Below are 19189 nucleotides of genomic sequence, written 5' to 3'. Positions count from 1 at the left end.
GAATTCTTGCGGCCGCGGCGCGTCGTCCCCGGGACCGACCGCGACCGGACGACGACGCCGCCTGCTCGCCTTGCTCCTTCTGGTCACCCGAGCGCAGGGCGCCGAGTTCGCGCAGGAGCACCACGCCGTCCTTGACGCGCGCGAATCCGGCTTCTGCACGAACGGGAAATCGGAGATGTCCGAGGGCTCGTGCACCACCCCCACCGAGATCATCTGCAGGATGACCGCGGCCAGGTTGGTGCGCAGAATTTCCGGGTCGGTGAACTCGGGGCGGGACTCGAAGTCCTCTTCCGAGTACAGGCGAATGCACACGCCGTCCGATACACGGCCACAACGGCCGGCGCGCTGACGCGCGGACGCCTGGGAAATCCGCTCGATGGGAAGACGCTGGACCTTGGTGCGCGCCGAGTAACGCGAAATCCTGGCGGTGCCCGGGTCGATCACGTACTTGATGCCGGGGACCGTCAGCGAGGTTTCCGCCACGTTGGTCGCGAGCACGATCCGGCGCTTGGACGAGGGCGCGAACACGCGATTCTGTTCGGCCATGGACAACCGGCCGAACAGTGGCAGCAGCAAGGTGCCGGCCAGCGAACGGTGCCGGTCGATGACCTTGGCCAGCGCGTCCTGGGCATCACGGATCTCGCGCTCGCCCGCGAAGAAGATCAGGATGTCGCCGGGCGGCTCGTTGGCGAGCTCAACCACGGCGTCGCACACGGCGTCGATGGGATCGCGGTCCTCGTCCTCCAGGCCGTCGCCGGTGTCTGCCTCGTCGTCGCCGCCGTCCCGGTCCGGGGTTGAGCGAGTGGGCGATAGCGAATCTCCACCGGGTAGGTGCGGCCCGAGACCTCGATGATGGGAGCGGGTTCCTCTTCGCCCCCATCCGCGGGGGGCAGGGCGAAGTGCTCAGCGAACCGCTCGGGATCGATGGTCGCTGAGGTGATGATCAGCTTGAGGTCCGGGCGGCGGGGGAGTAGCCGCTTGAAGTAGCCCAGTAGAAAATCGATGTTGAGTGAGCGCTCGTGGGCCTCGTCGATGATGATCGCGTTGTAGCGGCGCAGCATGGGGTCGTGGCTGATTTCCGCGAGCAGGATGCCGTCGGTCATGAGCTTGACCTTGGAGTCCTTACCGACCTCGGAGGTGAAACGCACCTGGTAGCCGACCGTCTGCCCGACCGACTCGCTCATCTCATGGGCGATGCGCTCCGCAACCGAACGGGCGGCAATCCTGCGCGGCTGGGTGTGGCCGATCAGCCGTTCTCACCCAGTCCCAGTTCCAAGCACATCTTGGGCAGCTGCGTGGTCTTACCCGAACCGGTCTCACCGGCGATGACCACCACTTGGTTGTCGCGGATGGCAGCGCTGATGTCGTCTCGGCGCGCGCTGACCGGAAGGTTCTGGGGGTACACGATGCGGGGCGTGGTGCTGGACTCAGTCATGTCAACGCCCCAGTCTACGGGCCCCGAGCGGCACGCCCTTCACGGCGTGGGGCCCGTCAGAACACGATCCGATACCGAATGTGCGCCACGTCTCATTTTTTGACCGAACGGCAGGTAATATCCAGGCACCATCATTTGTCTTGAAAGGACGCCCACCATCATGAAGCGCACTCTTTCGCTTTCCGCGGCGGCCGCCGCTTCCGTCTTGGTCCTGACCGCTTGCGGTTCGGGCGGCGGCGACAGCCAGTCCGAGGGACCCCAGGAAATCTCCGTGGGGATCGCTCAGTTCGTGGAACACCCCTCACTCGACGCCGCCCGCGAGGGCTTCGTTTCCGCCCTTGAAGAGGGCGGCTACACCGAAGGTGACAACCTGACCCTGGACGTGCAGAACGCCTCGGGTGACCAGGCCACCGCGACCAACATCGCCTCCAACTTTGCTTCGGCCGATAACGACCTGATCCTCGGTATCGCCACACCCACCGCCCAGTCGCTCGCGCAAGCCGTGACCGACAAGCCCGTGTTGTTCACCGCCGTCACCGATCCCGTGGACGCCGGACTCGTGGACTCCATGGACAAGCCGGGTGCCAACATCACCGGAACCACCGACATGAACCCGGTGGCCGACCAGATCAAGCTGATCAAGCAGTTCGATCCGGATGCCAAGTCCGTGGGCATCATCTACAGCTCCGGTGAGACCAACTCACAGGTCCAGGTGGAGGAAGCCAAGAAAGCCGCTGAGGCCGAAGGCCTGTCCGTCGAGGAGAAGACCGTGACCACCACGGCCGAGGTCGCCCAGGCCGCCGAGTCCTTCGACACCGATTCCATCTACGTACCCACCGACAACAAGGTGGTGGCCGGTCTCGAAGCAGTGGTCGGTGCCGCCGAATCCAAGAAGATTCCGTTGATCGTGGGCGAGGGTGACTCCGTGGAGCGCGGTGGCCTGGCAACCCAGGGCATCAGCTACGAGGAACTCGGCAAGCAGACCGGTGAAATGGCCCTGCGCATCCTCAACGAGGACGCGGACCCCGCCGAAATGGCTGTCGAGTCCCAGAAGGAGACCCAACTGATCATCAACGCCAAGGCCGCTGAGGCCATGGGCATCGAGATCCCGCAGGAACTGCGTGATTCCGCAGACGAAGTAATCGAGTAATCATTCATGATCGCTGGAATTGAACTCGGCCTGATCTACGCCGTGATGGCCCTGGGCGTCTACCTCACGTTTCGTGTGTTGGACTTCCCGGACCTCACGGTGGATCAGTCCTTCACCACTGGGGCCGCGACCGCGGCCATGATCATCCTGGGTGGTGGCAGCCCCTGGCTGGGCACTATTGCAGGATTCTTCGCCGGTGCGCTCGCGGGCCTCATCACGGGTCTGTTGCACACCAAAGCCCACATCAACGGTTTGCTGGCGGGTATTTTGACCATGACGGCCTTGTACTCCATCAACCTGAGGGTGATGGACGGCAAGGCCAACCTGGCGCTGCTGCGCGAGGACACCGTCTTCACTCCGTTGCGTGAAGCCGGCTTCCAAGGATCCTTCGTGGGTGTCCTGCTGCTGCTCGTCGGGGTGTTGCTGGTCAAGGTTCTGCTCGACTGGTTCCTCTACACGGACGCCGGATTGGCCATGCAGGCCACCGGTGACAACCCGGACATGATCCGTTCCTTCGGGGTGAACACGGACAACCAGAAGATTCTGGGTCTGTGCCTGTCCAACGGAATGGTCGGCCTGTCCGGCGCGCTCGTGGCCCAGTATCAGGGCTTCGCAGACATCGGTATGGGTATCGGCCTGATCGTGGTGGGCCTGGCCTCCGTGATCCTGGGTCAGGGCATCTTCGGAACACGTACGGTCATCATCGCGACCGCGGCCGTGATCTTCGGATCCGTGCTGTACCGCCTGGTCATCACCGCAGCACTGCAGCTGGGTCTGAACCCGTCCGACATGAAGCTGATCTCCGCCGTGCTGGTGGTCATCGCGCTCGTGTTGCCACAGATGACCTTCTTCAAGCGGTGGAATGCGCGCCGCAAGGACCGCGAAGCTCGCAAGGTCCAAGCCGGGGTGGAACCCGGAGCGGGTACACCCGCCACCGTGGGCGGCCGAACCGGAGAGGGGCGATAAACCATGTTGACCATTACCGACGTGCGCAAGACGTTCTTCGCCGGCACCGTCAATGAACGCGTGGCCCTGGACGGCGTGAGCTTGACCGTGGAGCCGGGTGACTTCGTCACCGTGATCGGTTCCAACGGCGCCGGAAAATCCACGATGCTCAACACCGTGTCCGGGACGATCATCCCGGATTCCGGGAGCATCCAGGTCTCCGGCGACCAGGTCACCAAGCTGGGGGAACACAAGAAGGCCCACTGGATCTCCCGTGTGTTCCAGGACCCCATGAAGGGTTCCTCACCCAATCTCACCATCGAGCAGAACATGGCCATCGCCTCACGGCGCGGCAAATCCCGCGGACTGTCCTTGGGCGTGACGCGCTCGCGGAAACAGCAGTTCCGGGATGAGCTGGCCAAGTTGGAACTCGGACTCGAGAACCGCTTGGGAGCCAAGGTGGGATTGCTGTCCGGCGGTCAACGCCAGGCGCTGTCCCTGCTCATGGCCACGTTCTCGTCACCTGAGATTCTGCTCTTGGACGAGCACACCGCAGCGTTGGATCCGCAGCGTGCCAAGCACGTCACGGAACTGACCGAGCGGATGGTCGCGGAGCAGCATCTGACCACCATCATGGTCACCCACAACATGGAACAGGCCCTGCGCTTGGGCAACCGGTTGATCATGATGCACGAGGGCAAGATCCTGTTCGAACTCAGTGAGGAGCAGAAGGCCAAATCGACCGTGTCCGATCTGCTGTCCGAGTTCCAGAAGCTGCAAACGGTCAGCGGGGAACCCACACTTGATGACGCTACGCTGCTAGAAACAGTCCGCGTCACCAAAGAAGGAAAACCGTAGTCATCGTGAACACGAACAGGCGCCAGCGCACCACATCAGTCATCTCTTTGGCGGGTCTGCTGGCCCTGTTCGTGTGCATCTTCACCCTTCCGCCGGCCTGGTGCACCTGGGGCGGGCGGCGTCCGAAAGTGCATCGGTGCCCCTGACCGGCACGGCACTGGCCACGATCATCGTGGGCTTCGGCACGCTCTTGGTCGGTGGTCTGCTGACCATCATCGGCATGGTGCGGCGGCGCACCACGGCACCGGCGCACAATCCGGAGGACGATTACGTGGCCGAGCAGTTCGGCGAGGGGGAGATGCTCCACGACTACGACCCCATGGAACTGAACCCGCAGCTTCGCGCCCGGCAGCGCCACGGTGACTCCGAACGCGGCTGAACGCGGCTGTACGAGAAAACCCCCGAACGAACCGTTCGGGGGTTTTCTTGTCGGCACATCAGCGCGCGAGCAAGGCCGGCGAGAAGCACAGGCGGCGCGGCGTCGTCGGCGATCGAACGAGCCGTTAAACAAAAAAGTGCCCGCGATAGGAATCGAACCTACGACCTTCTGCTCCGGAGGCAGACGCTCTATCCCCTGAGCTACGCGGGCGGGGGCTGTCTTGCGGGTCCGTGAACCGGGCCGTGAACAACTCGATCGATATTAGCAGGTTCGTCACGGCAGGCGAATTGACTCGAATCGGTGGGCGCGGTTCGTCCCGTTACACTGGTCCGGTGACTCCTGAAGAACTTTCCGCTGCCGTATCCGCATGCCTGCAAGAAGCCGTGGCCGCCGGTGATCTCACCCTGGTGGACGGTGCAGAGCTTCCCGAAGCGAAGGTTGAGCGTCCCAAGAATCGTGACCACGGGGACTGGGCCACCACGGTGGCCATGCAGGCGTCCAAGAAGTTCGGCCGCAAGCCCCGTGAGATCGCCGAGATCCTGGTCGAGCGCCTGAGCAACGTGCCCGGCGTGGCCGCCGTGGACATTGCCGGCCCCGGGTTCCTGAACATCACGCTCGACGCCGCCGCTGCGGGTGAGCTCGCACAGTCGATCGTCGAGCAGGGCACCTCGTTCGGTACGTCCGAGGTATTGAGCGGCACCGCCATCAACCTGGAATTCGTCTCCGCCAACCCCACCGGCCCCATTCACCTGGGGGGCACCCGCTGGGCCGCAGTCGGAGATTCCCTGGCCCGCATCCTGCAGTCACAGGCTGCGCAGGTCACCCGCGAGTACTACTTCAACGACCACGGTGCGCAGATCGACCGCTTCGCCCGGTCCCTGCTGGCCCGCGCCCGCAACGAGGACGCACCCGAGGACGGCTACGGCGGACAGTACATCTCGGACATCGCGCAGCGCGTGCTGGAACAGCACCCGGACGCCTTGGAATCCGAGGATCCGCAGGAAGTCTTCCGCGCCAACGGCGTGGAGCTGATGTTCCAGGAGATCAAGTCTTCGCTGCACGAGTTCGGCGTGGACTTCGACGTGTTCTTCCACGAGAACTCCCTGTTCGAAGGCGGACAGGTCGAGCAGCTGGTCGAGCAGCTCAAGGACTCGGACGCCATGTACTTCAAGGACGGCGCCTGGTGGCTGCGGTCCACGGACTACGGCGACGACAAGGACCGCGTGGTCATCAAGTCGGACGGCAATGCCGCCTACATCGCCGGTGACATCGCCTACTTCAAGGACAAGCGCGGCCGCGGAGCAGACCTGTGCATCTACATGCTGGGCGCGGATCACCACGGTTACGTGGCCCGCCTGAAGGCCGTGGCCGCAGCCCTCGGGGATTCCCCGGAGCGCGTTGAGGTGCTGATCGGTCAGATGGTCAACCTGGTCCGCGAGGGCGTGGCCGTGCGCATGTCCAAGCGCGCCGGCACCGTGGTGACTATGGAGGACCTCGTGGAGGTCGTGGGCGTTGACGCCGCACGCTACTCCCTGACCCGCTACTCGGTGGACTCCAACATCGACATCGACCTGGACGTGCTGACCAAGCGTTCCAACGAGAACCCGGTCTTCTACGTCCAGTACGCCCACGCCCGCACGTGCGCTGTGCAGCGCAACGCTGAGGCGGCCGGGGTGCGTCGCGCGGCAGAGGACGGCACCGACCTTTTCGACGCCGCTCTGCTGGATCACGCTCGCGAGGCCGACCTGCTCGCCGCACTGGGGCAGTACCCCTCCGTGGTCGCTCAGGCCGCCGAGCTGCGTGAACCGCACCGCGTGGCCCGTCACCTGGAACTTCTGGCCGGCACTTATCACCGCTGGTACGACGTGTGCCGCGTGGCACCGCAGGGTGACGGCCCGGTCGAACCGGTACACAATTCTCGCTTGTGGCTCAACGACGCCGTACAGCAGGTCCTGGCCAACGGCCTGTCCCTGTTGGGCGTCGGTGCGCCGGAACGGATGTGATCTCGTGAGTTCAGCAGACAACTCCCACCCCCTCGCTCCTGGATGGCTGACCGTCCCCGAGGACAACGCCACTCTGGACCCCAAGGTCTTCACCGGGCAGTACGCGCGCGATGATCGCGGCTGCGTCACCGTGGACGGCGTCTCCGTGGCCGAATTGGCTGAACGCTACGGTTCGCCCAGCTACGTGATCTCGGAAGACACCTTCCGTTCTCGCGCTCGTGGTTTCCGTGAGGCGTTCGAGGCCGCGTTCACTCCCATGGGCGTTGACGTGGAGGTCTACTACGCGTCCAAGGCGCTGCTGAACACCCACGTGGCACGGTGGGCCCAGGACGAGGGGCTCAACGTGGACACCGCGTCCGGCGGGGAACTCGAGGTCGCTCTGCGCGCCGGGGTGGATCCCGCCAAGATCGCGTTGCACGGCAACAACAAATCTGCCGCGGAAATCACCCGAGCGCTGGACACCGGCGTGGGGCGCATCGTGGTGGACTCCCTTCCGGAGATCCAGCTGGTCGCGGACCTCGCCCAGAAGCTTGCTGTGCGCGCTCGCATCATGTTGCGCGTGACCCCGGGTGTGCACGCCTCAACCCATGAGTTCATCGCCACGGCCCACGAGGACCAGAAGTTCGGACTGTCGCTCAATCCCTCCGTTGAGGGGGAGGACTCGCCCGCTCTGCAGGCCCTCGCCCAGTGCGTGGCGTTGCGCGAGCACCTGGACCTGCGCGGACTGCACTGCCACATCGGATCCCAGATCTTCGCCGCGGAAGGTTTTGGCCAGGCCGCCGAGCGCGTGCTGGCCCTGCGCGAGACCGTTGCCGAACGCTGGTCCACGGTGCTGCCCGAGCTGGATCTGGGTGGCGGTCACGGCGTGGCCTACACGAGTGCGGACGAACCCCGCACGGCCCAGTCCATTGCCACGGACCTCGCCCAGCACCTCGCCGGACTGCTCGAGAACTCCGAGCTCCCGCTCCCGCACCTCTCCTTCGAGCCCGGCCGGTTCATCGCGGGTCCGTCCGGTTGCACCGTGTACACCGTGGGCACCGTGAAGACAGTGACGGTCAGTCCCGGTGTGGAGCGCCGCTACGTGTCCGTGGACGGCGGCATGAGCGACAACGCCCGCCCGGTGCTCTACGACGCCGATTACACCGCCGTGCTCGCCAACCGCGTGTCGGATGCCGGTCCCGTCCTCAGCCGCGTGGTCGGGAAGCACTGCGAATCCGGTGACATCGTGGTGCGGGACGTCTACCTGCCGGAAGACGTCACGGCCGGTGACCTGCTGGTCGTACCCGTGACCGGTGCGTACTGCTGGGCGCTGTCCAGCAACTACAACTGGCTCACCCGACCTGGAATGATCAGCGTGGATGCCCAAGGACAGGTCCAGGTTCTGATCCGAGCCGAAACCGTCGACGATCTGCTGGCCCGGGACACCGGCGCGAGCGCCGAATAAGCCCCCAAGGAATATCAGGAGCAATGACTACTTCAGCGACTTCGCCCCAAGAGACTCCCCACTTGAAGGTTGCCTGCTGGGTGCCGGCACCGTGGTTCCCAGGTAGCCCGCGTGCTGCTCGAGGCCCAGGACGAACTGGCCATGCGTTCGGGCGTCACGCTCGATCTCGTGGGCGTGGCCGTGCGCGACATGGACGCCAAGCGTGACTACGACATTCCGCGCGAGTTGCTGACCACGGACGCGGATTCCGTGATCGACGCCGCGGACATCGTGGTGGAGTTGACCGGAGGCATCGAGCCCGCCCGCACCCGCATCCTGCGCGCCCTCAACGCCGGCACCACCGTGGTGACCGGTAACAAGGCGCTGCTCGCGGCTCACGGCCGTGAGCTCCAGGACGCCGCCGCGGCGTCGGGCTCGCAGCTCTCCTACGAGGCCGCCGTGGCCGGTGCCATCCCGATCGTGCGTCCCATGCGTGATTCGCTGGCCGGTGACAAGGTCACCCGCTTCCTGGGCATCATGAACGGCACCACCAACTTCATCCTGGATCAGATGGACACCACGGGCGCCGCCTTCGGCGACGCTCTGGCCGAGGCCCAGGAGTTGGGTTACGCCGAGGCAGACCCCACCGCCGATGTTGAGGGTCACGACGCCGCCGCCAAGGCCGCCGTGCTCGCCTCGCTCGCCTTCCACTCGACCTTCACCCTGGACGACGTCCACTGTGAGGGCATCACCGCGGTCACCGCGGAGGACGTCGCGACCGCGGCCGAGGCCGGTTACGTGATCAAGTTGCTGTCCGTGGGGGAGCGCACCGATGAGGGCGTGAACCTGCGCGTCAACCCTGTGATGATCCCTCGCAATCACGTGCTCGGGGGAGTGCACGGCGCGTACAACGCCGTCTTTGTGGAGGCCGAGAACGCCGGGTCGCTCATGTTCTACGGCCAGGCGCCGGCGGTGAGCCCACGGCGTCGGCCGTTCTGGGTGACCTGGTGTCCGCCGCTCGCGCGATTGCGCGCGGTGCCGAGGGCATCCCGCTGAGCGATCACGCCAAGCTGCCCGCCGTGTCCATGGACAACGTGACCACGCGGATGGCCATCACCGTGACCGTCAAGGACCGACTGGGTGTGCTCGCCCAGATCGCCCAGGTCTTCGCGGACCACGGCGTGTCGATCTCCACCATGCACCAGACCGAGGATCCCAAGGACCAGGCCATTTCGGTGCTGCGTCTGGTGACCCACACGGGCCGCCACCGTGATCTGATGGACACCGTGGGCGCGCTGCGCGAACTGCCCGTGGTGGACGAGGTGCTCTCGGTGATCCCCGTGGAGACCGGAGACTGATTTCACCGCCCGCGGGGCGTCCAACAACTTGAAACGGGTGCTCAGCCACCCACCGTCGAACAGCGTCGAGGAGAAACCGGCATGGCACACGTCTGGCAGGGCGTCATCAACGAGTACAAGGACCGCTTGCCGGTCTCCGAGACCACCGAGGTCATCACCATGGGTGAGGGCGGTACGCCACTGATCCAGGCTCGTGCCCTGTCCGAACTGACCGGCAGCTCCGTGTGGCTCAAGTTCGAAGGCATGAACCCCACCGGATCCTTCAAGGACCGCGGCATGACCATGGCCATCACCAAGGCCAAGGAAGAGGGTGCGGAGGCCGTGGTGTGCGCCTCGACCGGCAACACCTCCGCCGCCGCGGCCGCTTACGCCAAGCAAGCGGGGATGCGCTGCGCCGTGCTCGTGCCCGAAGGCAAGATCTCGATGGGCAAGATGTCCCAGGCCGTGGCGCACGGCGCGGACATCATCCAGATCGAAGGCAACTTCGACAACTGCCTGGAAGTCGCGCGCAAACTCTCCGAGTCCTACCCCGTGTTCCTGGTGAACTCGGTCAACCCGTACCGCATCGAGGGTCAGAAGACCGCGGCCTTCGAGGTCGTGGACACCCTGGGCGATGCCCCGGACATCCACGTGCTCCCGGTGGGCAACGCAGGAAACATCACCGCGTACTGGAAGGGTTACAAGGAGTACGCCTCCGAGACCCCGGCGACCTCCGGTGAAATTCTGGATGCCGTGTCCACTCACACGCCCACCATGTGGGGTTTCCAGGCCGCAGGCGCCGCGCCGCTCGTGCTGGGTCATCCGGTGACCGAACCCGAGACGATCGCCACCGCCATCCGGATCGGCAATCCCGCCTCGTGGGATACCGCGATTGCCGCGCGTGACGAATCCGGTGGATTGATCGATTCCGTGACCGACGAGCAGATCATCGAGGCCCACCGCTGGTTGTCCTCGCGCGAGGGCGTGTTCGTGGAGCCCGGCTCCGCCTCCGGTGTGGCCGGCCTGCTCAAGAAGCAGCGCGCGGGTGAGGTCCCCAGCGGCAAGACCATCGTGATCACCGTGACCGGTCACGGACTCAAGGACCCGCAGTGGCCATCAAGGGCGCCGAGGCCGAGGATGCCAGCGCGGTGGAACCCAAGCGCGTTCCCTTCGACGTGGTCCCCGTGGCCGCAGCCCTGGGGCTGGAGTGACCGACGTCGTGAACGAACAGGCAGTAGCCGCACCGGGAACGAGCGTCTCGGTGCGGGTTCCCGGGTCCACCGGCAACGTGGGCCCCGGCTTCGATACCCTGGGGCTCGCCCTGGGTTATTACGACGAACTCACCGTGACCCGCATCGAATCCGGTCTCGAGTTCGAGCTCTCGGGTGAGGGGTCTGAAAACGTCCCGCAAACAGCCGATCACCTGGTGGTCCGGTCCATGCAGGCCGTTTTCGACGCCGCCGGGGCCGGTGCCCTGCCCGGGCTGCGCTTGAAAGCCCACAACCAGATCCCGCACGGCCGCGGCATGGGCTCATCTGCCTCCGCCGTGGTGGCGGGTGTGCTGGCGGCCAACGCGCTGCTCACCGAGGGCAGCCGGCTGGACGATCATGGTGTGCTCCAGGTCTGTTCGCAGCTCGAAGGCCACCCGGACAACGTGGCACCCACCCTGTACGGGGGGCTCACCGTGTCCTTCGAACAGAACGGCGAATTCGTCAGTGTGCCCGTGCGGGTTCACCAGGACGTGATTCCCGTGGTTGCCATTCCCGATTTCGAGGTGGCGACCTCCGTGGCGCGTGGTCTGCTGCCCGACACCGTGGCGCATCGCACCGCCGCGGTCACCGCCGGGCGCGCGGCACTGTTGGTCGAGGCGCTGAGCAACCGCCCCGAATATTTGCTGCCTGCCACGTTCGACCTGCTCCACCAGCCCTACCGGGCGCAGGCCATGGGGCCGAGCTTCGAGCTCATGACGCAGCTGCGCGAACGCGGATTCGCGGCTTTGATCTCGGGTGCCGGACCCACGGTGCTGACCCTCGCCAACGGCGCGCAGGAAGCCGAACGAGTGGTTTCCGCCATTGAAGAGATCACGTCTGATCCGGAATCAGCGGCCCATACCCACAACAGTGCGGACGTGTCCTGGCGTGTTATGGCACTACGCGTACCGGCCGAGGGTGCTAAAGTGGGCGTATCCACGCAATAGGCCCTGGGTTCGCCCACGCGGTTCAAGCGGAGTCCCGCATTCGAGTCAGCAATCGTGACCGGGCGTCACTGTTGTTTGAATGCGTCGCCTCAATGCGATTCCTTTTCTTGCTGACCAGGTCACTTCTCTCATGTGACCGGCACTGGTGCATCAAGGGGATCAGAGGACCTCATTGCTGATTTCTCGCGTGCACTCTGCACGCAATCAACGTGGCCCGCAGTTGGCGGCCCACAACAATATCGTCGGGTCAGTGTGCGATGTCATCGCCACGGCCCCCATCGAGTCAGAAGGAACCTTCGTGACAGAAACCACCGCCCCCGAACAGGGAACGGAAAACTCTAAGCCCCAGAACACTGGTTTGTCCGGGCTGAAACTTGCACAGTTGCAGGCTCTCGCCTCCCAGCTGGGCATCACCGGCGCTCGTCGCATGCGCAAGTCTCTGCTCGTGGAGGCCATCGAGGCCCACCAGCGCGGCGGCGCCGTAGCCGAACGCGACAAGGCCGTGGAGGAAAAGATCTCGGAAACCGCGCGCAAGGCATCGACCCGTCGTGCGTCCTCGTCGGATTCCGCGCCTTCCCAGGACGCGCCCCAGGAAGGCAACGCGTCGGAGCAGGACGAGAAGTCCGCCGACTCCGCCAAGGACTCCGCGAACCAGGCCGAGGACCAGAAGAACGAGTCCCAGGGCGACAACCGCTCGGGACAGAACGAACGTCAGTCCGGCTCGCGCCGCTCCCGCCGCGCTTCCGCCTCCGGCCGCGGGGATCGTTCCCGTAACCAGAAGGCTTCGGACCAGCAGGACAACCAGGACCAGCAGTCCAAGGACTCCGGCCAGGAGAACCAGGGCGAGCAGTCCGAGAACTCCCAGAACGAGCAGAACGAGGACTCCAAGGATTCCTCGAACCGCGGCAACCGCAACCAGCGCTCCCGCGGTAACCGCAACGATCGCAATGATCGTGGCGACCGCAAGGACGGGAACAACTCTCGGGACGACAAGTCCGGGTCCAACGACCAGGACAACTCGTCCCGCGATGACAAGCAGGACTCCAACCGCAAGGATTCCTCGCAGGACGGTCAGAACCGCAAGGACGGCAACGACCGTAACGACCGCGGGAACCGCGGCCGCAACGATCGCAACAACGACGGCAACGATCGTGACGGTAACTCGCGCCGTAACCGCCGTAACCGCAATCGCAACGATCGCAATGACCGGAACGATCGCAACGAGCGTCGCAACCGTCGCAGCCGCAACAACGGCCCGGACGTGGACGACATCGAGATCACCGAGGATGACGTCCTGTTGCCCGTGGCCGGCATCCTGGACGTGCTCGACAACTACGCGTTCGTGCGCACCTCGGGTTACCTCCCGGGCCCGTCGGACGTGTACGTGAGTCTGTCCCAGGTCAAGAAGAACAACCTGCGCAAGGGTGACGCCATTGTCGGCGCCATCCGCGCCCCCCGCGAGGGCGAGCAGCACAACAGCTCGCGTCAGAAGTTCTCCGCGCTCGTGCAGCTGACTTCCGTCAACGGCCGCAAGCCCGAGGAGAACAAGGACCGCACCGAGTTCTCCAAGCTGGTTCCCCTGTACCCGCAGGAGCGCTTGCGCCTGGAGACCGAGCCCAAGAAGATCGGTCCCCGCGTGGTCGATCTGGTGGCCCCGATCGGTAAGGGCCAGCGCGGCCTGATCGTGTCCCCGCCCAAGGCCGGTAAGACCCTCATGTTGCAGGCGATCGCCAACGCGATCACCACCAACAACCCCGAGGTGCACCTCATGATGGTGCTCGTGGACGAGCGTCCCGAGGAAGTCACCGACATGCAGCGCACGGTCAAGGGTGAGGTCATCGCCTCGACCTTCGATCGTCCCGCGGACGATCACACCACGGTGGCCGAGCTGGCCATCGAGCGCGCCAAGCGCCTGGTGGAGATGGGTATGGACGTGGTGGTCCTGCTGGACTCCATGACCCGTCTGGGCCGCGCGTACAACCTGTCCGCTCCCGCGTCCGGACGTATCCTGTCCGGTGGTGTGGACTCGGCAGCGCTGTACCCGCCCAAGAAGTTCTTCGGCGCCGCTCGCAACATCGAGAACGGTGGCTCGCTCACCATCCTGGCGACCGCTCTCGTGGAGACCGGTTCCAAGATGGACGAGGTCATCTTCGAAGAGTTCAAGGGCACCGGCAACATGGAACTGCGCCTGTCCCGTCAGCTCGCGGATCGTCGTATCTTCCCCGCTGTGGACGTCAACTCTTCCGGCACCCGCCGCGAGGAGAACCTGCTCTCCGCGGACGAGATCAAGATCATGTGGAAGCTGCGTCGCGTGCTGTCCGGTCTGGAACAGCAGCAGGCTCTGGAACTGCTCACCAACAAGTTGCGTGACACGCAGTCCAACACGGAGTTCCTGCTGCAGGTCCAGAAGACCACGCTGGCCAACGGCAAGGACTAGCGAGAACTTCTCGCTGTCCCGTTCCACCCGTCGATAGGAGACCCTTCAATGTCCGATCCCGTTCAGCCGCTGCTGGATGAGCACGCTCAGCTGCAGCGCGAACTGGCGGATCCCGCCGTGCACGCAGACGCGGGCAAGGCCCGCAAACTGGGTCGGCGGTACTCCGAACTCAACGGCATTGTCGAAGCCCATCGACGGGTGGAACAGCTTTCCGAGGACCTTGAAGCCACGCGCGAGCTCGGCAGCGAGGACCCGGAACTGGCTTCAGAGATCGCCCCGCTCGAGGCCGAACTGGAAGCCGCCCAGGAAGTGCTGCGCCGCAAACTGATCCCCAGGGATCCGGATGACGGCCGCAACGTGATTCTGGAGATCAAGGCCGGTGAAGGCGGGGACGAGTCCGCCCTGTTCGCCGGTGACCTGCTGCGCATGTACATGCGTTACGCGGAGTCGCTCAAGTTCAAGACCGAGGTGCTCTCGTCCACCCCCACCGAGTTGGGCGGTTACAAGGACGTGCAGCTCGCGGTGAAGTCCAGCTCCAACGACCCCGAACACGGCGCCTGGGCCCGCTTGAAGTACGAGGGCGGCGTGCACCGCGTGCAGCGTGTGCCGGCCACGGAATCCCAGGGTCGTGTCCACACCTCGGCCGCCGGAGTCCTGGTGTTCCCGGAGGTCGACGAGCCCGACGAGATCGACATCAGCCAGAACGACCTGAAGATTGACGTCTACCGATCCTCCGGTCCCGGTGGTCAGTCCGTGAACACCACGGACTCCGCCGTGCGCATCACCCACTTGCCCACGGGCATCGTGGTGGCCATGCAGAACGAGAAGTCCCAGCTGCAGAACCGTGAGGCCGCCATGCGCGTGCTGCGGGCGCGCATCCTGGCGCACCAGCAGGAGCAGATCGACGCGGAGAACGCCGCCGTGCGCAAGTCGCAGGTGCGCACCGTGGACCGTTCCGAGCGTATCCGCACCTACAACTACCCCGAGAACCGCATTGCGGATCACCGCACGGGGTACAAGTCCTACAACCTGGATCAGGTGCTGGACGGCGCGCTGGAACCCGTGGTGAACTCCGCCATCGAGCTGGACGAGAAGACCCGTTTGGAACACCTCGGCCAAGACCAGGCTGGACAGCAGGACTGACCGGCGGTGGAAGCTACCCTTGCCCAGGCTCTGCGATGGGCGCACGGTGAGCTTGCGGGTGCGGGAGTTCCGTCACCTGACACGGACGCCGTGCTTCTCGCGGCGCACCTCATGGGACTGAGCAGGGGAGAGGTCGAGGCCAAGGCCATCCTGGGCGCTCCCGAACCCGCGGGTTACCGCGAGCTGGTGGCCCGCCGCGCGCAGCGCATCCCCCTGCAGCACCTGACCGGCAAGGCCCCGTTCCGCCAGCTCGAACTGTCGGTGGGCCCCGGGGTGTTCGTGCCCCGCCCGGAGACCGAACTCCTGGTCCAGCTGAGTCTCGATGAAGCTCGGCTGTGGCGAGAGGCCGGTGTTCCGCATCCCCGCGTGGTGGATCTGGGAACCGGTTCCGGCGCGATTGCCCTGGCCATCGCTACGGAAGATCCCACCACCCGTGTGTTCGCGGTGGAAAAAGAGGATGCGGCCGTCGAGTGGGCGCAACAGAATTTGCGAGGCTCCAAGGTCACGCTCACGCAGGCCGACTACCGGGAGTACGACCCCGAAAACGCCGGGACTTTCTGTGTCGTGGTGAGCAATCCGCCCTACGTTCCCCCCGAGGACATTCCCGCGGATCCCGAGGTCAGGGACTACGATCCGCCCGCGGCCCTGTACGGGGGAGATGACCACGGCATGGCCCTGCCATGCGCTGCCATGGACACCGCCGTACGGTTATTGCGTCCCGGTGGAGCATTATTCATGGAACACGCCGAGTCCCAGGTGGATGCCATGGAGCGTGAACTGTCCGCTCGTGGTTTCGTGGAGATCCAACTACATTGCGACCTCGCGGGGAAACCGCGTGCCACGGGCGCGCGCGGCCCGGCGTAGAGTCCGATTCCACCTCCGACCAGCACCAGACGTTGAGCTAAGGAGACGCTCGTGAGTGCCACGTACAAGTGCGCAGACCAGGAATCCATGGTCGCCGCGATTGATCACGCAGCCCGTGTGGTCGCGGACGGTGAGTGCATCGTCATGCCCACGGACACCGTGTACGGCATCGGCTGCGATGCGTTTTCCCCCATGGGCGTCCAGACGCTGCTCGGCGCCAAGGGCCGTACCCGTCAGATGCCGCCGCCCGTGCTGATCGCCGACCCCGGCGTTCTGGCCGGACTGGCGGATCAGGTTTCGGACGACGCCCGCGCGCTGGCCGATGTGTTCTGGCCCGGTGCCCTCACGCTCGTGTGCTGGGCTCAACCCACGCTGGGCTGGGATCTCGGCGAAACACACGGCACCGTGGCCTGCGGGTCCCGGACGACGGCGTGGCCCGGCAAGTTCTCGAGCGCATCGGCCCCATGGCGGTCTCCTCCGCCAACCTCACGGGCATGCCCGCCGCGCTCACCGCCGATGACGCCCAGGAGATGCTCCAGGATCGGGTGGCGCTCTACCTCGACGACGGCGCTCGGCCCACCGCCGAGCACCAGGCGGAGAATCCCAGCGGACTTCCGTCCACGATCGTCGACTGCACCGGTGACGTGCCCGTGGTACTGCGCCTGGGCGCCATCGGGCTCGACGAAATTCGCTCCGTGGTGCCCACCGTGGACGGCGGTGACGTTACGGCGGACCACTCGACCGAGGCGCCGACCGAGCGTTCGGAACACGGTGAGAGCGCCGAACAGTACGGAACAGAGGCGCCAAGTCACGCTGCAGTCGAGGAGACGGAGAGCGCAGCGGGGGAGGCCGAGACCACCGAGACCGGAGCGGCGTCGTCGCCGTCGCACGCGGAGGCGGAACGCACGATCGACCGCTGGCGGCAGCAGAATGACCTCGGCGAAGGACGGGTGCGTGGCACCACGGCCGAACCGCTGGTCGAACCGGGTGCTCCCGAGGCGGAAGTTGCCAGGGCGCTCGTACAGAATTCGGCGGCAAAACCCGGCGCCCGCGTGGATCAGAACCGCAACCGTGCGGACGCATCCCAGCCGAAATGGGGAGGCACCGCGGCGTTGAGCGTGGACGAGGCCAGCCAACTGGTCAACGGATCCTGACGTATTCCGCGCAACACGCCGTGCAACGGCAAAGGCCGCAACCGTATCGGTTGCGGCCTTTGCCGTTGCCGGCCCGGATCTTACTTGCCGAGTGACAAGTGCGCCTGGCGCAGTACCTCTTGCACGTTGGCTCGGGGATCACGCCATTCTCGTGTGCCCAGCCGGGTACCTGACGCTGGCCGAACCACGTGACTTCGAGTCGTCGGATGGCTCCGTTGAACCGATTGTTGGCCAGCCGGGACACCCAGTAGCCGGCGTCGATCACGGCGCGAGCCAGGAACGGCGGCAGCTGCAGGGGATTGCGGCGACCCGCATCGCGGAGCACGGAACCGGTGGTGGCGCCCTCCCACGGTTGCAGGATCACCGCGGGCAAGGGCTCGGGGAACTGGCCTACGGCCACGGCGAACTGAGCCAGCGCCTTGACCGAAGTGACCGGGGTGGGGGCGGTGCCGTCACCGGCAACCGATGAGAACACCGAAGATGCGAACTTGGCGAGCAATCGCGTGGTGCGTCGCCCGCTACCCATGACCGAAGTGGCTCGCAAGACCGTGAGCTGCGGTGCGTGGGCCTCGTTCTCCCACTCGGCGCGCAACCGGTAGAGCGCGGACTCACCGAGTGCTTGGACAGTGAATAGGCGGAGAACGGCGCCGTGCGAATGGATTCGTCCAACACGGGGGCGTCTCCCTGGACGGACGCCGAGCTGATATGAATCACGCGCCGCACGCCCGTGCGATGTGCCGCCAACGCGACCAGGACCGGCAGTAGCGCGTTGCGCCGGTCAGGGACTGCTGGTGGGTCTGATCGGGCGCGGCCAGTCCAGCGGCGTTGACCACGATGTCAGCACCGGCGAAGGAATCGGCCAGGTAGTCGATGACCGACTCCAGCCGATGGGCGTGCTCGATCAGGTGATGCACGGTGGTGGCCGGAGAGGCCAACCGGGGCGTGGACACCGGGGTCACAGGAATGTTCTTGGTCTGCAGGGCAGTGGTGATGGCCGACCCCACAAAGCCCGTGGCTCCGAGTACTCGCCAGCTACTAGCTGTCACGGTGAATCTCCTCCCGACATTGGTTTCTTCATCGTACGGCAGCAATCCCGCGCTGACCGTGTCCGGGAGATTGTCAGCCGCGCGTTGATAGAATCCGTGAGTCCAACGGGGCCCGAGTTTGTAGGTCCCTCACAGTACTTTCCGCGGGAGCAACCATGACTCGAGCCAGTTCACATCCGGCGCAGAGCCAGCGCGTCAGCGTCGCGTGCGTGACGCAGGACCGTCCCCGCGACGTCGATCAGTTGATCACGGGCCTGCGGGCCCAGACGGATCCGATCGACAGCCTGTGTCTGGTCGATGCGGGTCGGACGGCCCTGGACGAGGCTCATCTTCGCGAGCTGATCGACGGCGCCTTCGAGCTGCGGTGCCTGCGTTCGTTGGCCAACCTGGGCGGAGCGGGCGGGTTCTCGCTCGCGATCCTCACCGCCCTGTCCACCGGTGCGGACCAAGTGTGGCTCATGGATGACGACGCGCATCCGGAGGACGAGAACTGCCTGCGAACCTTGCGTCAAGCCGCCGCCGAACGGAATCTGGCCGTGGCGTCCCCGCTGATCGTGGCACCGCAGGATCACGGGACGCTGTCCTTCCCGTTCCGCCTCGAGGGAACCATCACGCACTCTCGAGCTGACATTGAATCTTTAGGGTTTATTCCGTCGTATGCCGCCTTCTTCAACGGCGCGCTCATGGATGAATCCGTGTTCTTCACCGTGGGGCTCCCAGACCTCAAGTTGTTCTTGCGCGGGGACGAAGTGGACTTCCTGGTGCGGCTGCGGAAATCGGGTCTGCCTTTCGGAACCGTGACCACCACGGCCGTGGCC

Annotated in this window: 13 protein-coding genes, 1 tRNA gene and 5 pseudogenes; 14 read left to right on the top strand and 5 right to left on the bottom strand. The window is 65.4% G+C overall.

Annotation, left to right across the window (positions count from 1 at the left end; genetic code table 11):
* Positions 1-1435: pseudogene (gene hrpA, locus YO9_RS18030) on the bottom strand (ATP-dependent RNA helicase HrpA); the annotation flags it as partial.
* Positions 1436-1595: 160 nt separating this feature from the next.
* On the opposite strand from hrpA, the gene YO9_RS0110510 reads away from it, so the two are divergent.
* The 4 genes from YO9_RS0110510 (at position 1596) to YO9_RS18025 (ending at position 4767) form a co-directional block, all read left to right on the top strand.
* Entirely contained in the window at positions 1596-2585 is a 990-nt protein-coding gene (locus tag YO9_RS0110510; protein WP_016997428.1) for an ABC transporter substrate-binding protein, read from the top strand.
* A gap of 6 nt (positions 2586-2591) precedes the next feature.
* Entirely contained in the window at positions 2592-3551 is a 960-nt protein-coding gene (locus YO9_RS0110505) for an ABC transporter permease (protein ID WP_016997427.1), read from the top strand.
* Positions 3552-3554: 3 nt separating this feature from the next.
* A complete protein-coding gene (locus tag YO9_RS0110500; protein WP_016997426.1) occupies positions 3555-4388 on the top strand; it encodes an ABC transporter ATP-binding protein in 834 nt (277 codons plus the stop codon).
* A 136-nt stretch (positions 4389-4524) separates the two neighbouring features.
* On the top strand, positions 4525-4767 hold the full coding sequence (locus tag YO9_RS18025) for a hypothetical protein (RefSeq protein ID WP_223286407.1): 243 nt from the start codon (positions 4525-4527) through the stop codon (positions 4765-4767).
* Positions 4768-4904: 137 nt separating this feature from the next.
* On the opposite strand, the gene YO9_RS0110490 is transcribed toward YO9_RS18025, so the two are convergent.
* Positions 4905-4977 (bottom strand) — tRNA-Arg (locus tag YO9_RS0110490).
* A gap of 122 nt (positions 4978-5099) precedes the next feature.
* On the opposite strand from YO9_RS0110490, the gene argS reads away from it, so the two are divergent.
* From argS to YO9_RS0110445, 9 genes and pseudogenes are all read left to right on the top strand, one after another.
* The gene (argS, locus tag YO9_RS0110485; RefSeq protein WP_031273090.1) at positions 5100-6770 is read left to right on the top strand and encodes an arginine--tRNA ligase; all 1671 of its coding nucleotides are present in this window, start codon (positions 5100-5102) and stop codon (positions 6768-6770) included.
* A gap of 4 nt (positions 6771-6774) precedes the next feature.
* A complete protein-coding gene (lysA, locus tag YO9_RS0110480) occupies positions 6775-8214 on the top strand; it encodes a diaminopimelate decarboxylase (protein ID WP_016997423.1) in 1440 nt (479 codons plus the stop codon).
* Between the two features lie 69 nt (positions 8215-8283).
* Positions 8284-9551 (top strand): annotated as a pseudogene (locus YO9_RS0110475) (homoserine dehydrogenase).
* 81 nt (positions 9552-9632) lie between these two features.
* Positions 9633-10741: pseudogene (gene thrC, locus YO9_RS0110470) on the top strand (threonine synthase).
* A gap of 8 nt (positions 10742-10749) precedes the next feature.
* Positions 10750-11727 carry a homoserine kinase gene (thrB, locus tag YO9_RS0110465; RefSeq protein WP_031273088.1) on the top strand — a complete coding sequence of 326 codons (978 nt, stop codon included), beginning with the start codon at positions 10750-10752 and terminating at the stop codon, positions 11725-11727.
* A 298-nt stretch (positions 11728-12025) separates the two neighbouring features.
* A complete protein-coding gene (gene rho / locus YO9_RS0110460; protein WP_031273086.1) occupies positions 12026-14164 on the top strand; it encodes a transcription termination factor Rho in 2139 nt (712 codons plus the stop codon).
* A gap of 48 nt (positions 14165-14212) precedes the next feature.
* Positions 14213-15307, top strand: coding sequence for a peptide chain release factor 1 (gene prfA, locus YO9_RS0110455; protein ID WP_016997419.1), 1095 nt, complete (start codon positions 14213-14215; stop codon positions 15305-15307).
* 6 nt (positions 15308-15313) lie between these two features.
* Positions 15314-16171, top strand: a complete 858-nt coding sequence (prmC, locus tag YO9_RS0110450; RefSeq protein WP_016997418.1) for a peptide chain release factor N(5)-glutamine methyltransferase — start codon at positions 15314-15316, stop codon at positions 16169-16171.
* A gap of 87 nt (positions 16172-16258) precedes the next feature.
* Positions 16259-17325, top strand: a pseudogene (locus YO9_RS0110445) (L-threonylcarbamoyladenylate synthase).
* On the opposite strand, the gene YO9_RS18020 reads toward YO9_RS0110445, so the two are convergent.
* The 3 genes and pseudogenes from YO9_RS18020 to YO9_RS18015 all read right to left on the bottom strand — a co-directional run bounded on the left by YO9_RS18020 (position 17312) and on the right by YO9_RS18015 (position 18371).
* Positions 17312-17917 carry a hypothetical protein gene (locus tag YO9_RS18020; protein WP_223286408.1) on the bottom strand — a complete coding sequence of 202 codons (606 nt, stop codon included), beginning with the start codon at positions 17915-17917 and terminating at the stop codon, positions 17312-17314. The pseudogene YO9_RS0110445 and the gene YO9_RS18020 overlap by 14 nt on opposite strands.
* 77 nt (positions 17918-17994) lie before the next feature.
* A pseudogene (locus tag YO9_RS20005) lies at positions 17995-18048 on the bottom strand (hypothetical protein); the annotation flags it as partial.
* On the bottom strand, positions 18036-18371 hold the full coding sequence (locus tag YO9_RS18015; protein WP_262925655.1) for an NAD-dependent epimerase/dehydratase family protein: 336 nt from the start codon (positions 18369-18371) through the stop codon (positions 18036-18038). The pseudogene YO9_RS20005 and the gene YO9_RS18015, both read right to left, overlap by 13 nt.
* A 155-nt stretch (positions 18372-18526) precedes the next feature.
* On the opposite strand from YO9_RS18015, the gene YO9_RS0110435 reads away from it, so the two are divergent.
* Positions 18527-19189: glycosyltransferase (locus YO9_RS0110435; protein ID WP_016997416.1), on the top strand; the 663-nt coding region annotated here is incomplete at its 3' end.

The sequence above is a fragment of the Kocuria atrinae C3-8 genome, from assembly GCF_000286355.1.
Taxonomy (GTDB): Bacteria; Actinomycetota; Actinomycetes; order Actinomycetales; family Micrococcaceae; genus Kocuria; species Kocuria atrinae_A.
Note: the sequence above shows the minus strand (reverse complement) of the source record. Positions and strands in the feature narration are given on the sequence as shown.